This window comes from Vibrio ostreicida (assembly GCF_013074385.2).
Taxonomy (GTDB): Bacteria; Pseudomonadota; Gammaproteobacteria; order Enterobacterales; family Vibrionaceae; genus Vibrio; species Vibrio ostreicida.
The window spans coordinates 562060-577015 of record NZ_JABEYA020000002.1 but is presented as its reverse complement, the minus strand read 5'-3'; the positions used below and the strand labels follow the sequence as shown (position 1 = coordinate 577015).

13 protein-coding genes are annotated in these 14956 nt (G+C 44.5%); 7 read left to right on the top strand and 6 right to left on the bottom strand.

The features are described from left to right. Positions 1–38 precede the first annotated feature (38 nt). Complete coding sequence (locus HLM86_RS06435) at positions 39–548, top strand: VC2046/SO_2500 family protein (RefSeq protein ID WP_076587337.1); 510 nt, start codon at positions 39–41, stop codon at positions 546–548. A gap of 196 nt (positions 549–744) precedes the next feature. After that, entirely contained in the window at positions 745–1407 is a 663-nt protein-coding gene (locus HLM86_RS06430; protein ID WP_170882424.1) for an SDR family oxidoreductase, read from the top strand. Positions 1408–1413: 6 nt separating this feature from the next. On the opposite strand, the gene HLM86_RS06425 is transcribed toward HLM86_RS06430, so the two are convergent. Beyond that, on the bottom strand, positions 1414–1866 hold the full coding sequence (locus tag HLM86_RS06425) for a low molecular weight protein-tyrosine-phosphatase (protein ID WP_076587342.1): 453 nt from the start codon (positions 1864–1866) through the stop codon (positions 1414–1416). 96 nt (positions 1867–1962) lie between these two features. Between HLM86_RS06425 and cobO the strand changes: the two genes are divergently transcribed. Next, positions 1963–2568 carry a cob(I)yrinic acid a,c-diamide adenosyltransferase gene (cobO, locus tag HLM86_RS06420; RefSeq protein WP_076587344.1) on the top strand — a complete coding sequence of 202 codons (606 nt, stop codon included), beginning with the start codon at positions 1963–1965 and terminating at the stop codon, positions 2566–2568. A 123-nt stretch (positions 2569–2691) separates the two neighbouring features. Here the strand turns inward: cobO and bla are convergent, their stop codons facing one another. From bla to apbC, 4 genes are all read right to left on the bottom strand, one after another. After that, positions 2692–3567 carry a class A beta-lactamase gene (bla, locus tag HLM86_RS06415; protein WP_170882423.1) on the bottom strand — a complete coding sequence of 292 codons (876 nt, stop codon included), beginning with the start codon at positions 3565–3567 and terminating at the stop codon, positions 2692–2694. A gap of 173 nt (positions 3568–3740) precedes the next feature. Beyond that, positions 3741–5885 (bottom strand): AsmA family protein, encoded by a 2145-nt coding sequence (locus tag HLM86_RS06410; protein ID WP_170882422.1) that lies wholly within the window; start codon positions 5883–5885, stop codon positions 3741–3743. Positions 5886–6037: 152 nt separating this feature from the next. After that, on the bottom strand, positions 6038–6679 hold the full coding sequence (gene udk, locus HLM86_RS06405; RefSeq protein ID WP_076587350.1) for a uridine kinase: 642 nt from the start codon (positions 6677–6679) through the stop codon (positions 6038–6040). Between the two features lie 246 nt (positions 6680–6925). Beyond that, a complete protein-coding gene (gene apbC, locus HLM86_RS06400) occupies positions 6926–7996 on the bottom strand; it encodes an iron-sulfur cluster carrier protein ApbC (RefSeq protein ID WP_076587352.1) in 1071 nt (356 codons plus the stop codon). A 157-nt stretch (positions 7997–8153) separates the two neighbouring features. Between apbC and metG the strand changes: the two genes are divergently transcribed. The 4 genes from metG (at position 8154) to HLM86_RS06380 (ending at position 14007) form a co-directional block, all read left to right on the top strand. Next, positions 8154–10220, top strand: coding sequence for a methionine--tRNA ligase (gene metG, locus HLM86_RS06395; protein ID WP_170882421.1), 2067 nt, complete (start codon positions 8154–8156; stop codon positions 10218–10220). Between the two features lie 757 nt (positions 10221–10977). Next, complete coding sequence (locus HLM86_RS06390; RefSeq protein WP_076587358.1) at positions 10978–11826, top strand: 2OG-Fe(II) oxygenase family protein; 849 nt, start codon at positions 10978–10980, stop codon at positions 11824–11826. 5 nt (positions 11827–11831) lie between these two features. Continuing rightward, positions 11832–12995, top strand: a complete 1164-nt coding sequence (locus tag HLM86_RS06385) for an MFS transporter (RefSeq protein ID WP_170882420.1) — start codon at positions 11832–11834, stop codon at positions 12993–12995. Between the two features lie 196 nt (positions 12996–13191). Next, positions 13192–14007 carry a hypothetical protein gene (locus tag HLM86_RS06380; protein WP_170882419.1) on the top strand — a complete coding sequence of 272 codons (816 nt, stop codon included), beginning with the start codon at positions 13192–13194 and terminating at the stop codon, positions 14005–14007. A gap of 60 nt (positions 14008–14067) precedes the next feature. Here the strand turns inward: HLM86_RS06380 and udp are convergent, their stop codons facing one another. Next, positions 14068–14826 (bottom strand): uridine phosphorylase, encoded by a 759-nt coding sequence (gene udp / locus HLM86_RS06375; protein WP_170882418.1) that lies wholly within the window; start codon positions 14824–14826, stop codon positions 14068–14070. Between the last annotated feature and the right edge of the window lie 130 nt (positions 14827–14956).

Below are 14956 nucleotides of genomic sequence, written 5' to 3'. Positions count from 1 at the left end.
CTCTATGATGCCGCTATATAGACATCAAGCGAGGTATCATGCACACTCAAATTCATACTTTAGATAAAGCCAGCATCATCAACGAACTTCAGTTCGGCAAGGGGATAAACCAGGCTGTCTATGAAGGGAGACGCGCTGACTTTGCCTTGATCCTCTCTTTGTTCTCAGATGATGTGCGTGACAATACGCCGATTGAAAAGGTGACAGAGCTGGACACCACAGAAAAAGCGCTCAGACGTCGCTTTGAACTGCCTCCGCCACAACCCATACGCTCAGATCAAAGTGCCTACAGCGTCTCCGCCGTGCAATCTGATTTGTTTCAACGCTCCGGTTTATCTAGCGCTAAACTCAGCCACTACCTGACACCAGAAGTCTTGGCTTATATTCCTGAAGAGACTTACGACTTGCCTGAAGAGGTGTATCACAATTTGTCTGGCCACCAACGTCGGCAACTGGGCGAACACCAAGAGAAAAAACTGATCCCCATCGATCTTTACAACCAACTGATTGAAGCTCAGAGAACCTTTCAAATTCACACTCAAATTTAAAAGCCTGCCTAGATCACATTATCAATACTACTGTTTCCATACATACTCATCCTGAATGAATTAATGTGTATGACCGCAAAAAAATCATCTTAACCCAAAGATATGCACAAGTTATTTGAGCTTATTCACACCTAAGTCACAGCTAGTCTACCATGCTATGTGGACAGTATTTTTGACCAAGGCGGAGGCCCATTATATGGATATAAAAAGCGCCGTAGTATTAGTCACTTCAGCAGGATCTCAGCTCGGTAGCACTTTAGCGGCTCACTTTGCGTCTTTGGGGGCAACCGTCGTGTTATGCGACAAAAGTGCAGCGCAATTGAATGAATCCTATTTAAGGTGCAAGTCCATTTCTCCAGACATCCATCAGTTTGCCTTACCAGACAATTCGATGGAGGCCATTAATGCCTTGTTTCAGTTTATTGATCAATCCGTTCACCAATCCCCTGACGTTCTTATCAATACACTCACCAGCCAAACAATGCCGAATTTTTTCGACAAGCATGCAGGGGATGTCTTTACCCAGCATTTGTCCCTAATGGCAGCGACACTGTTCAGCTTTGGTCAAGTCACCGCAGAAAAAATGCGCGCCGATAAAAAAAATGGCGTCATTGTCAATGTCATCGCTCATGCCAATTACCATGACTTGTCTGGTTTCGAAAACGCCAGTTCCATGGTCGCGGGTTTTACTCAAAGTTGGGCAAAAGCTCTCACTCCCTTTAATATTCGTGTCGGCGGGGTTGTCCCTTGCTACGAACAAGAAGAAATTCATTGGGCAGAAATTCATGATGAGATGATTCGCAACACTGAATATATCGTCTCCAATGACTACTTTAGTGGCCGAGTAATGGCAGCCTAACGACCACTAAAGTGATCGAAGGAGGCTTTCCGAGGCGTCTTCAATAAGATCAAGGACTAACTCAAATACGTCATGGCCACCATAATAGGGATCTGGGATGTCGTCATAGCCACTCGATCCAAAACTTAAAAATAGTCGAAGCTTGTGTTGATGAGGTTTGGGACACAGCTTAAACAGGCCCGATAGATTTTCTTGGTCTGTTGAGAGTATCAGGTCAAAAGATTCAAAGTCCTTTTCAACCACCTGTCGCGCTTTTATTCCTTGGAACGAATATCCCCTTTTTTCACCTGCGGCTTGAGAACGGGGATCGGGTAAAGCGCCCTGATGAAATTCAAGCAAACCAGCAGAATCAATGTTCACCTCAATACCTAATGCCGTGGCTTTCGCGCGTAATACCGCTTCAGCAGTGGGTGAACGACAGAGATTGCCCATACATATGATCAAAATATTATTCGTCATTGCTTTCAGTCCTATCTTTTTGAACTCATGGTTTTTTACCATGACACAGTTACGCTATTATAGAGACGGTTTTAGCAATATTAAAATGGGTTGACCATGAATTCAGAGACAGATAAACAACAACGACATAAAGCTCGGCAACAAAAGGTAAAACAACAAATTGACGCTAAAATTGATGCCGCGCAACAAGAAAAAGGACTGCTTCTTGTGATCACAGGCAACGGCAAAGGTAAATCCACGTCAGGTTTTGGCACCATTGCTCGAGCCGTCGGGCATGGTTTTAACTGCGCAGTGGCTCAATTTATTAAAGGGACCTGGGACAATGGTGAACGGAATTTATTAGAAAAATTGGGTGTCGAGTTTAAAGTGATGGCAACAGGCTTTACATGGGAAACTCAAAATAAGGCCACTGATCAAGAAGCAGCCCAAAGTGTCTGGAGTGAATGCAAACGCATGCTGTTGGACGACACCATTGATGTGGTTCTATTTGATGAACTGACTTATATGATCAGCTACGGATATATTGATCTTGATGAAGTCGTCAGTGCCCTCAATGGTCGCCCCAAAATGCAATCGGTTGTGATTACTGGCCGAGGAGCACACCGAACCTTAATAGAGATGGCCGATACAGTCTCTGAGGTCAAAAACATCAAACATGCCTTCGATGCTGGCGTAAAAGCGCTTAAAGGCGTTGACTGGTAATTAAATCACACGCCATGTTTTATAGGAAGCACTCACTAAGCCCTGCGCCCAGCACACAAACAGCCGAGCTCAGGGGCATGATAGCTTCACGAACATAGGGGCACGCTGCCCCTATTTTTTCTCTTAATCCAACGTCGCTTCAAGTTCCTTGATAATCGCAGATCCAATCGTGGCAATCGCTTTGTTCAACTGCTTGATCGTTGTTTGACTTTCAGTAATATAAATTGATACAAGCACAGGCTTAGATTTTGGCGGAATGAGCACGGCAATGATCCCTCGTGAACCATGCCCACCAGCCCCTGTTTTGTCCCCAATTTGCCACGTTTTTGGCAATACTGAACGCAAGAGATCATCGGCAACCTGATCCTGTTTCATCCACTGTAGAAGCTGTTGTTGTTTTGGCTTAGACAAGACATCCCCAAAGAGCAATGCATCGAGCGTACGGTTGATAGCCGCTGGTGTTGTGGTATCACGCTTATCTCCGGGCGTCCCTTGATTAAGTTCAGGCTCCCAACGGGACATCAAGGTCTCGCTGTCTCCCGTACCTCGAAGAAACTGAGTCAATCCCTCAGGTCCTCCGACATACTTCAGAACAAGGTTACCTGCCGTGTTATCACTTGTGGTAATGGTTGCATGACATAACTGCTCGTAAGTTAGCGCCTTATTTAGGTGTTTCCCAGTGACGGGAGAATATTCAACCAAATCCTTTTCAGTGATCATGACCGTTTTGGACAACGCACCTTTGTCTAAGGCCGCCGCACAAGCAAGAACTTTAAATGTACTGGCCGTAGGAAAACGTTGATCACCATTGTAACCCCATTGCTGATTTGTATTGGTGTTGTTCACAAAAACGCCAACTCGCGCACCATCAAGTGAGGTTGAGACAGCGTCAATACTTGAAACAATTGACGCTGGCATGACTTGGGCAGTCACAACACTGGACAACGAGAGTAACATTGAGCCAGTAAGCCACTTAAACAAGCGTGTGCTTTTTTTCATTGATATACCTTTATAATTTTATTTAAGACAGTAGACATTTAATAACCCAATATGACTGGGCGGAAAATTCACAAAAATTATTAATTTTTTTTTATCAACAATCGTCAACGTTAAGTAAAAAATAAAAAAAGCGCACTCTGGGTGCGCTTCCGTCCTTTTATAAGGTGTCTCAATTAATTGAATAGCCCTTTCAGCAAACTGTTTACTGCGTCTCTGGTTTTTTCGTCCTTAATCTTCTCACCGAGTTTTTCGTCCAATTTCTTCAACCCGCGATCGATTTCTTTCTGGGCTTTTTGCTTAAGAACATCGTCAAAGACAAGCTTGAACTTAGGGTCCGTCCATGAACCAGAGATATTCACCGGAATCGTGACATCTTTCAGTTCATCAATATCTTTTCCACCTTGGCCTTTGAGTGAACCCACAATGGAAGTGCTGACCGTAAAATCAACCGTCTCTGTTAGGTAATTGGCGCCACCATTTCCTCGAATGCGAAGTAAAGGCGATTGCAACGTGAGATCATCGGTCGACACTCGCCCCTTATTCAGTTTAAGCGTAGCTTTCATGGCACTAAAGTCTGTTTTTTCAGCCTCTGACGTGCTCTCTGCCTTCTGGCCCTTAAATTTGGCGTAATTCTCACGTATCAGTTGAGCGATATTGATCCCATTAACAGCCCCATCTTCAAAACTAATCGCGATCGTACCCACAAGGTTACGCTTCATCCCAGACGGCGTCAGGCTGCGCCCCTTGATATCCACATCAATATTACCCGTGCCTTCCAGCTTATCGTTATTCGCGACATCAATGAGAAGAGGCTGAACCTTCACCCCTTTGATCTGCTTCTTTGCTGTATAAGTGGCCGGTGACCTACGTGCGTCCAAAACCGCTGTTGCCTTGATTGACCCTTGGTACAAATTTGAGGTGAACGACGTTAATTTTGCCAATCCACGGTTGATGGAGAACTGAGCCTCAACGTTCTGCATCTTAGCGTTACTGGCTTTGAATTTATCTATTTTGATATCACCTTTCACATCCAAGGTTTTCAATGCTGACAAATCAGGCTCCGCTTCCGCAGCACCTTGTTGCTCTGACTTGCTAGCTGAGCTTGCTTGAGGTTGACTCGATACAGACTTCGTCGATGACGGCTCAGCGGCTGGTTGACTTAACCCTAAAAATTCATCCAAATCAATCTCTGGACTATGCAGTGAAAAACGAATCTGAGGGACATCTTTGAGCGTCACGTCAGCCCGACCATCAAAGACCAAGGCGTTCGCGGTGAGTTTTTCTAAGAGGAAACTCAGATGATTCTTGGTTAAATCAAAAGACAAATCAGACGTCATATCCACTTTCATCGGCGACTGAGGAAGTGATGGGCCTTTGAATGTTGCATCGAGGGAGAGCTGATTCATTGCTATCTTACTGATGGCCTTATCGACCTGAAGCAACGCCGAGCCTTTCATATCGATGGCCAAACCTGCCGCATTACCGTTAACGGAAAAGCGCAGTGCATTTTCTTTGTCAAAATCAAACGTATCTAGAGCGATTTTTGCGCTATCAATGGTATTCGCTGGATCGTTAAAGCGCGTATCAAGGTCAATGTTACGCAGTGAGTACGATGTAAAGCCCGTCGATAGTGTAAATTCTGCCTCACCCTCTACTGCAAATGTCTGTTGGTTATTTTCTCCCTTCGCAGAAAAATCAACCTTGGTCCATGTCTCCACCGCAAATTCAGACAAATTCAGCGACACATCATACAACTTGGTGTAAGAGCCTGCTTGCTTGTCCTGAATTTCCACCGCAGAATTGGAGATCGTAATTCCGGCTAAGTTGATGCCCCACTCAGAGGCAGCGTTTGCTGAGTTATCTCCTGAAACGGTCGTGGCTGAAGGGCGAGTTGAAGTCTCTTCTGACACAGGGGTTGTGCTGTTCGCTTGGGTCAAGGCATCAATATTCTTACGACCGTCTGGTAACGTTTCGAGGTAAAACGCGGCCCCATCTAAAGTAATATTGCCAATCTCAAGTCGCTGACTCAGCAAAGGCATAACCGAAACATCGATACCGACGCTCTCTACCTTGAACATGGTTGATTGACTGAACCCCTCAGGATTGCGCAGCTCCGTTTTACCAAGTTCAAAACCAACCGACGGGAAAAATTGCCAAGCAATGTCTCCTTCAATAACCAAATCAAGCCCGGTCTGTTTTTGCGCTTGCTCGACAATCAAAGGTTTAAACTGGTTTGGGTTGACCAAGAATACCAGTGCGAGCAGTGCACCAATAATGATCACGATGGGAATGGCAATAAATAGGAACAATTTCTTCATCAGCGTCGTCCTTGTTATGGAATGGCCAGATGGTGACAGACAAGTACTCAAACAACCGATGAAACAACACATGGCGTCAGGTACATAAACAAAGTGGCACATAAAGTGCCACTTCTCACATAAAAAATAAAGCGCCGGAGCGCAACAAATGCTTAAGCTTTCAAAAGTTTTGCAATGTGCGCTTTCAATACATCGATCGCGATACGGTTTTTACCCCCGCGTGGCACAATAATATCGGCGTATTGCTTTGACGGTTCAATAAATTGCATGAACATTGGACGGACCGTTTCCTGATACTGTTTAAGCACAGATTCCATCGTACGTTGGCGCTCTTCTACGTCGCGCTTCACTCGGCGTAAAAGACAGATATCTAATGGTGTATCCATAAAGACCGTCGCATGCATCAAATCACGCAGACGAGGATCAGTCAAAAGTAAAATACCTTCAAGAATAATCACTTTTTTAGGGGTCATAGTCGTCGTGTTATCGGTTCGAGTATGCTCTGTATAGCTATATTCAGGGACTTCTACCGCTTCACCACGAGTTAATGATTGTAGATGCTCGCATAGGAGATCATGGTCCAGCGCGTTCGGGTGATCGTAGTTGGTTTTTACGCGCTCTTCCATACTCAGCTGGCTTTGGTCGTTGTAGTAGCAATCTTCCGTAATCACACCAATTTGATGATCGCCCACTTTCTCACGAAGCTCATTGTAGATAGTGCTGGCGATTAAACTTTTTCCAGAAGCCGACGCGCCAGCAATACCGACGATGACGCATTGATTAATATCAGACATTATTCTTGCACCCGATGATTTGAATTGGTGTCATATTCCAATACTAGCATTGCGCCATACAACGCCTCGCTAGTATCAGTATGTATTAGATAAACCGCCTGATTATAAGGGCTTCAGGACAGACTTACTAGTCAGGAATAGGGACAAACAGATAATTGGAATAAATAACAGTAGCGCAAACGATTAACAAAAGCGGCACAATGAACAAGCACTCAAAAAGCGCACACTCTTCTTGCCACTATCGCGCTATTCAACCATTTTAAACTGAATGGATTGGGGCTTTTCGATCCCATGCCAATACATTCGAGAGCATACTGATTCCGCCAACCGATGGTAGTAAGCGGCATGCTCTGATGTTGGCCGGGCGGCCACAGTAGGACAGCCATTATCAATATCTTGACGCATTGATATATGCAAGGGGATTTGTGCCAACAAGTCAAGACCACAATCCCGTGACATTTGTTCAGCACCTCCTGAACCAAATAGGTCTTCTCTTTCTCCACAATGGCTACAAATGTGGTAACTCATATTCTCTACTAGGCCGACGACGGGAACCTGCACCTTTTCAAACATCGCGGCACCTTTGCGCGCATCAGATAAGGCGAGATCTTGAGGCGTGGTAACAATAACGGCTCCGGTGACTGGGATTTGTTGAGCCAATGTCAATTGAATATCGCCCGTTCCTGGCGGCATATCAATCACCAAGTAATCTAAATCGGGCCACTCGGTTTCGTTGAGTAGCTGCGCCAGTGCCTTTGAGGCCATCGGCCCACGCCATATGGCCGCCTCCTCTTTCGATACCAAATAACCGATCGAATGAGTGTAAATACCATAAGCAGATATCGGCGTCATCCATTTATCATCACGAACCTCTGGTTTGGCGTCTTCTTGACTGAGCATCATAGGCACCGAAGGGCCATAAATATCGGCATCAAGTAAGCCAACCTTAGCATCAGACTGGGACAGTGCTAGAGCCAGATTGACCGAGGTGGTCGATTTACCCACTCCACCTTTTGCCGAAGTGATGGCGATAATATTTTTAACCCCTTTCACTTCATGGCCTAAGTGAGTTTGCAACGCCTTAGGGGCGACTTCAATATTAAAGTCAAATGACGCCACTGACTCACCTTGACGGACTGTGATCCAATTTGACAATTCACTGGCAAGAGACTGAGAAGCAAACGGAATCGAAATACTCAGCTGCTTCGAGTTGACCGAGACAATGTTGGCCACAGAAGCCCAATCCGAGATCAGGCTGGGATGTTGAAACTGGTTTAGCCATGAACAAAAATCTTTCTTTGAAGTCAATTGACGCATAGACCCTCCTTTTTGTACCAATCCTAACACGAGTGGCATCAGACTAAACCCTGAAAAAACTAAGTTATTCCCTCGGCGAGATCTTGGAGTCGCTTGAGGGATAAGGTAGTATTAGCGTCTATTTTCTATACCTATCAACATAAGCGAATATTTAAGTATGGCAAACGATCCAAGAAACCTTGACCCAAGAAAACTGCTGGTAACTTGTGCCCTTCCGTACGCTAACGGTTCGATCCATTTAGGCCATATGCTTGAGCATATCCAAGCCGATATTTGGGTTCGTTACCAACGCTTGCGCGGCAACACTGTAAACTTCATTTGTGCTGACGATGCTCACGGCACGCCGATCATGCTTAAAGCGCAACAGATGGGTATAACGCCAGAAGAAATGATTGCCGCCGTCAATGAAGAGCACCAGAAAGATTTTGCTGGCTTTGATATTAGCTTTGACAACTACCACAGCACGCATTCTCAAGAAAACCGTGAACTGGCATCACATATTTATCTTGAACTAAAGAAAAATGGTTTTATCTCCAGCCGCACGATTTCTCAGTTGTTTGACCCTGAAAAAGAAATGTTCCTTCCGGACCGTTTTGTTAAAGGGACATGCCCCAAGTGCAAATCGGAGGACCAATATGGTGACAACTGCGACAATTGTGGCGAAACGTACAGCCCAACCGAATTAATTGAGCCTAAATCCGCTGTTTCAGGGGCCACCCCTGTGATGAAAGATTCTGAACATTTCTTCTTTGATCTCCCACAATTTGAAAGCATGCTTCAGGCTTGGACGCGTTCCGGATCGCTACAAACAGAAACGGCGAACAAGATGCAAGAATGGTTCGAGTCCGGTCTTCAGCAATGGGACATTTCCCGCGATGCACCCTACTTTGGTTTCGAAATACCGGGTGAGAAAGACAAGTTCTTTTATGTTTGGTTAGACGCCCCTATTGGTTATATGGGGTCGTTCAAAAATCTATGTGATAACCGTGACGATTTAGACTTCAATGAGTACTGGAAAAAAGACAGTACCGCAGAGCTTTATCACTTTATCGGCAAAGACATCGTTTATTTCCACAGTCTTTTCTGGCCAGCCATGCTTGAAGGTTCCGGATTCCGTAAACCTAACAATGTCTTTGTTCACGGTTATGTCACGGTTAACGGAGCTAAGATGTCTAAATCTAAAGGTACTTTCGTGAAAGCGAGCACTTACCTTGAACATTTGGACCCAGAGTGTCTGCGTTATTATTACGCTGCAAAGCTCAATAGCCGAATTGACGATCTCGACCTAAATCTTGACGATTTAACCCAACGCGTCAATGCGGATGTCGTCAATAAAATTGTCAATCTGGCTTCTCGAAATGCGGGCTTCATTACCAAGCGTTTTAATGGGAAACTCTCAGAACAATTTGCTGAACCAGAGCTTTACAACGAGTTTATTTCCGCTTCACAACGAATCGCTGAGCTGTATGAAGCTCGTGAATTTAGCCGTGCTATCCGAGAAATCACCGCTTTGGCTGATAAAGCAAATCAGTATGTCGATGAAAAAGCACCTTGGGTTGTGGCAAAAGAAGAAAACCAAGATCTTGAACTTCAGAACATTTGCTCTGTGGGGATCAACCTGTTCCGCGTTCTAATGACCTACTTAAAACCGGTCATGCCCGCTCTGGCTTCGCGCACTGAAGCCTTCTTAAATGAGGAGCTCACCTGGGAAAGTATCGCTGAGCCGCTCACTAATCACGAGATCACCAAGTTTAAAGCGTTATTTAACCGCATCGACCCGAAAAAAGTCGAGGCGATGGTTGAAGCATCAAAACAAGACGCAGCGTTGGAAGCAGCCGCCAAACAAACCCAAGAAACCGAGTCACATGACACTGAGCTAAGCAAGGATCCCATATCTGAAGAGATAGAGTTCGATACTTTTGCTCAGGTTGATATGCGTATCGCTCGCATTATTTCTTGTGAATCCGTACCAAAAGCCAATAAGCTCCTCAAATTTCAACTCGATATCGGAGGTGAAATTCGACAAGTTTTCTCTGGGATAAAGTCTGCGTACAAACCTGAAGAGTTAGAAGGGAAGTTGACCGTCATGGTCGCTAACCTAAAACCCCGTAAGATGAAGTTTGGTATGTCAGAAGGCATGATTCTAGCCGCTGGCCCAGGTGGTAGCGATCTTTGGATCCTTGAACCGCACGAAGGCGCTCAGCCTGGCATGCGTGTCATGTAACTCTATTGGTCATATCGAACATTGCCCTACTCACTAAAGTAGGGCTTTTTATTGGTCGAGCGAAAAGTGTATCGCGCTTTATTTATGGAGAGCATGGCGCCTAACTCATCAATTAAAGACCGTTTTAACGTATTGATACCAAGTAAAATCTATTCTCGTCGAAGCTCTGTTAGCTTTAAGATTGATCAAGCACAGTATTGCATCGACCTCACCGATAATTTCACTCATTAGACATCGACACCAAGATGGATTGATAGAAAAGTGAACCTCGTTTTCCAAGTTCAGCCCACCCAAAACCTGCAGGCCCAATCCCATCGCTGGAAAACGTCCGCAGATATTGATGCCTGTTTTGATGGCCACGTCAGGCAGATTGAAAAAATACAGACACGCACCTCTATTCGGGGAAGTATGCATTCTATTACCGTAATTCTCTTATTACACAAGAAATATAGAACACCATCCACTAATAGAAAATTTATATTGTTTTAATCCTATTGCAGCCTGAAAATTAAAGCACAACACGTTCAAGGAAATGAAATTGACGCTTTTAACCCGTTTCTAGATATATTGTATCCTCGCTTTTCCGGATTAAGAGAGTGGTGGACCCACAGTGGCTCATTCACCTTATTTGTTTTTGTCCATGATAATATCGAGATTATTAAAAAATATGAGCCAAGTTGCATTAAGTGCTGTAATTTATATGCAACTATATGATAGCATTCGCCTCCTAATTTTAATTTAAGGAGGACGGAATGCTATGAAAATCATAGATATAGGAAAAGAACAGGACGGAACAGCCGAAGAGTTTACCCAAGCACTTCACCAATCAGGTTTCGTTGTATTGACCAACACTGGTATTGAACAAGAAGAGATCGAAGGCTTATATTCAAACTGGTTAAACTTTTTTTATCAGACAGAAGAATCCAAGCAAGCGTTTTTGTATGACAAAGAAACGGTTGCTGGGTTTATTCCTCGAACGGTGTCAGAAACAGCGAAAGGTTTTACTAAAAAAGACCTCAAAGAAATTTTTCATTATTACGAAGGGAAGCCGTGCCCTCCTGAGCAACAGCAGAGAAGTGATGAAATCAGACAGCGTCTACTTGATTTATCCGCCAAATTACTCGGTTGGTTGAATGACTATCTCCCCCCTGAAATAAAGGAAGAGCTCGATGAGCCTTTAGATAGTATGGCAAAGGGCTCTCCAAAAACCTTGTTTCGAATGAACTATTATCCGCCGATGGATAACTTCTCGGATAGCGCTAAATCTGGCGCTCAGCGAGCAGAATCACACGCGGACATTAACCTGATAACCTTGCTCCCCAATGTCTCTAGTTCGGGATTGCAAGCCAAGACTAGAGATGGGCAGTGGACGCCAGTGCCTTATGTTCCAAATAGTATCGTCATTAACTCTGGTGATATGCTGGCGATGCGTACTAAGGATTTTTATCCTTCTTTCTATCACCGAGTTATACAGCCTTCTAACTTTAATGAAGAGCGTATTTCTTTGGCGTTCTGCGTTCACCCTAACGATGAATGCAAACTTTCTGATCAGTATACAGCCGATAGCTTTCTGCAAGAACGCTATAAAGAACTCAAGGTAAAGTAATTACTATGACACGCATGATGCCCCTACTTGTTGCGGTTTTGATAGGTATTGCATATCAGGTCTTCGTTGACATTTATTTAGTCGCCCTCCCTGATATTCAAAAGGCTTTGAACATGAGTTATCTCGCCGCTAATTCATCGTTGATCTTGTACCTTGGGGCTAATGCAGCATTTTTACTGGTCGCCGGTATTTTATCTGAACAACTGGGTCGCAAAAATATCATCATTGCAGGCTTATGTATTAGTTTGATTGGCACCGCTATTATACTTTATATAGAACACTCAACGGCTTTCTTAATTGGCCGTACACTCCAAGGCGTAGGTTTAAGTGCTTCCATATTAGCGACTCCTGTTTTGATGGATAATTACAAAGGGAAACAGCTGACGTACGGTTTTTTATGTTTCGAGTTTTTCTATTCGGTCACCCCCATCATTGCACCTTACATTGGTGCCACGATTAGCTCTCAATACTCGTGGCAACATATATTCCAAATTTTGTTTGTCTATCAGGTGGTCATTTTATTGTTGACACTCAAGCTCAACAAACACACGGCAGACAAAAAGCGGATAAACAAAAAACGCCGATTAGTGATATTCAGGCGTATGATAAAGAATAAAAAGTTCACAGTATTGACTGTTCTAATGGCCTTGTTTTGGGGGGAAATGGTCATCGCGCATCTTCTCTCCCCTTACATTTTTCAAAATGATTTCAACTATTCTACCTATGAATATGGCTTATTTGCCTTGGCCATGGGCGGTTTTTATGCTGTCGCCGCCATCAGCAATTTGGTCTTATTAAAGTTCTATTCTGAAGCCAGTATTATCTCTTTTTCCGTGTGGGCCAATGCCATTTTAGCCGTGAGTTTTGTCATCAAACAATGGATACTCCCTCAGTCAGTATGGGATATTGGTGTTTATCTCTGCCTTATGGCGATTTTCTGTGGGTTGTTTTTTATCAACGCCATGGCCAGCTCTTTAAGGATATTCGCCGACTATTACTCGGGTTACGCTGCCGCGTTACAGGGCTGCATCTGTATTGGTTTCTGGAGCCTACTCAGCTTACTCAGCTCGCAAATCCAGCCCAATGAAACCACACTTATCATGGGATTATCCGCCATCGCAGCACTCGCCACGATAGTACTCATTAAAAAGCGTGCCTTAATTTCCTAGCGCTTAAGAGGATAAGGAGGCCTCACGTTAAACGACGTGGCCTCCAAAGCTTTTGATCTATTTTAGGGCGTTATTGCACTATCAGAAGACAAAATCAAGTACGCATAAATCATAACTAATTGTATTTTAACAATTTAATTTTCGGCATTCATTCTGCTTTAGACCATAACAAAAGCTCAACAACCAGGAGCGTGTTATGCTTGTTCTTATTTCAGTTGCCCTATCCACGGGCGTATTGGCGATACTCTATAAGGTTTCAAGGCAGCGAACCTCTTCACTACAAAGAAAGTATCAAACTCTGATCTTGCTCCGGCAAGTGTTACTGCTCAGCCGACAACACAGGGCAATCACGCACTACGCCCTCTCCGGTACTCATGAACCCGAACCCAACGAGCTCAACGCCATTTACCATTTGATGGTTGAAAAGTCCAACGAGCTCATTGCTTTGTCCCCATTTGAAAACAAGCCCATGTATCGGATCATGCTGCTCAAATTAAAGGGACTTCACACTGAATGGCGACAGCGTTCTATCGCCAGAAGCCAAGTGATACACGGGCAAACAATACGCCATTGTTTGTTCTTGATGGACGAAGTAGCGATTGCTTGGCTGATTGACTCTGGTCGAGAAGATCTCAGCGACAACTATCATACCCATTGGCAGCAAGTACTGGATTGTATGGAAACATTGACGCAGTTGAGAGTGTCCATCCAAGATTCACATTACCCGGAAGGGATGCTTATGGTGAAATATTACTGTGATAAAACTCGGCGAAAACTCAATCAATTATCCCTTATTTGTCCGATGTCGATTGCTTCACCATTATGCTCCGGTGCTATGCTAACTCTTACCGAAATCAATTCATGCAAAGAACTAGAACTGACTCTGGAACAGCTTTACCAACTGACCACAGATATATCGTTAATCATTGCTCAGGTTTATGACCAGATATTATCTGATGTCACGGAAAGCCTCTATCTTCCTCTACCCCAAGTCACCGCCAACCAAATATAAAAAATCCCCTCCAGCAATCGCTGGAGGGGATGATAATGCTATCTACGCTGATATTTGGTGTTAAACCATCTTGCGTGCCGCTTCTACCACTACTTTGATCGAGCGTGCTTCTGTTTCTTTTAGCGTGGCATGGTCTGGCGTTTCTTTTTGGGTACGATTGATGATAACCCCAGCTACACAGCCAGCTCGAAGGCCTGAGCTTGCGCACATAGTCAGCAAGGTTGCTGATTCCATCTCAAAATTGAGAACACCCATGTCCTGCCATTCTTTCATCGAACCTTGAAAACGCTTTACCACTCGACCAGAGAAGGTGTCGTAACGCTCCTGTCCCGGATAGAAAGTATCACTGGACGCAGTCACGCCCATATGTACCTTTGATCCCGACTCTTCAACGGCCGCTTTCATAGCAGTGGCAACATCAAAGTCAGCCACAGCAGGAAACTCCATAGGAGCAAAGTGTAAACTGGCGCCATCAAGACGAACCGAACCTGTCGAGACAATCATATCTCCGACGTTCACATTTGGCTGGATAGCCCCTGTTGTCCCCACTCGAAGGAAAGTGCGAACACCCAGTTGTGCCAATTCTTCAACCGCAATTGACGTCGAAGGCCCACCAATCCCTGTAGAACAAACCACAACAGGTTTGCCATTTAACTCAGCACGATACAGCGTATATTCGCGGTGACTGGCCAGAAAGACTGGGTTCTCCATTTCTTCAGCAATTTTCTGCACGCGAGCTGGATCACCCGGAATAATGGCCAACGTCGCACCAGCGAGATCAGTTTCTGTTACACCAAGGTGAAAGACGGCTTGAGACATAGGGGGCTCCTTATGTTGACGAAATAGCATTCACCGAATGAATACTTTGTCGTCAATCTTTGATTTAGTATCGGCATACTCTAGCTGACTCGCCCGATTTAAAGAGTGATTATCATCACAACAAATGCCG

Excerpts from the sequence above, each read along its gene's own strand:
- HLM86_RS06435 (WP_076587337.1), top strand. The coding sequence starts at position 39 with ATGCACACTCAAATTCATACTTTAGATAAAGCCAGCATCATCAACGAA.
- HLM86_RS06430 (WP_170882424.1), top strand. The coding sequence starts at position 745 with ATGGATATAAAAAGCGCCGTAGTATTAGTCACTTCAGCAGGATCTCAG.
- HLM86_RS06425 (WP_076587342.1), bottom strand. The coding sequence starts at position 1,866 with ATGACGAATAATATTTTGATCATATGTATGGGCAATCTCTGTCGTTCA.
- cobO (WP_076587344.1), top strand. The coding sequence starts at position 1,963 with ATGAATTCAGAGACAGATAAACAACAACGACATAAAGCTCGGCAACAA.
- bla (WP_170882423.1), bottom strand. The coding sequence starts at position 3,567 with ATGAAAAAAAGCACACGCTTGTTTAAGTGGCTTACTGGCTCAATGTTA.
- HLM86_RS06410 (WP_170882422.1), bottom strand. The coding sequence starts at position 5,885 with ATGAAGAAATTGTTCCTATTTATTGCCATTCCCATCGTGATCATTATT.
- udk (WP_076587350.1), bottom strand. The coding sequence starts at position 6,679 with ATGTCTGATATTAATCAATGCGTCATCGTCGGTATTGCTGGCGCGTCG.
- apbC (WP_076587352.1), bottom strand. The coding sequence starts at position 7,996 with ATGCGTCAATTGACTTCAAAGAAAGATTTTTGTTCATGGCTAAACCAG.
- metG (WP_170882421.1), top strand. The coding sequence starts at position 8,154 with ATGGCAAACGATCCAAGAAACCTTGACCCAAGAAAACTGCTGGTAACT.
- HLM86_RS06390 (WP_076587358.1), top strand. The coding sequence starts at position 10,978 with ATGAAAATCATAGATATAGGAAAAGAACAGGACGGAACAGCCGAAGAG.
- HLM86_RS06385 (WP_170882420.1), top strand. The coding sequence starts at position 11,832 with ATGACACGCATGATGCCCCTACTTGTTGCGGTTTTGATAGGTATTGCA.
- HLM86_RS06380 (WP_170882419.1), top strand. The coding sequence starts at position 13,192 with ATGCTTGTTCTTATTTCAGTTGCCCTATCCACGGGCGTATTGGCGATA.
- udp (WP_170882418.1), bottom strand. The coding sequence starts at position 14,826 with ATGTCTCAAGCCGTCTTTCACCTTGGTGTAACAGAAACTGATCTCGCT.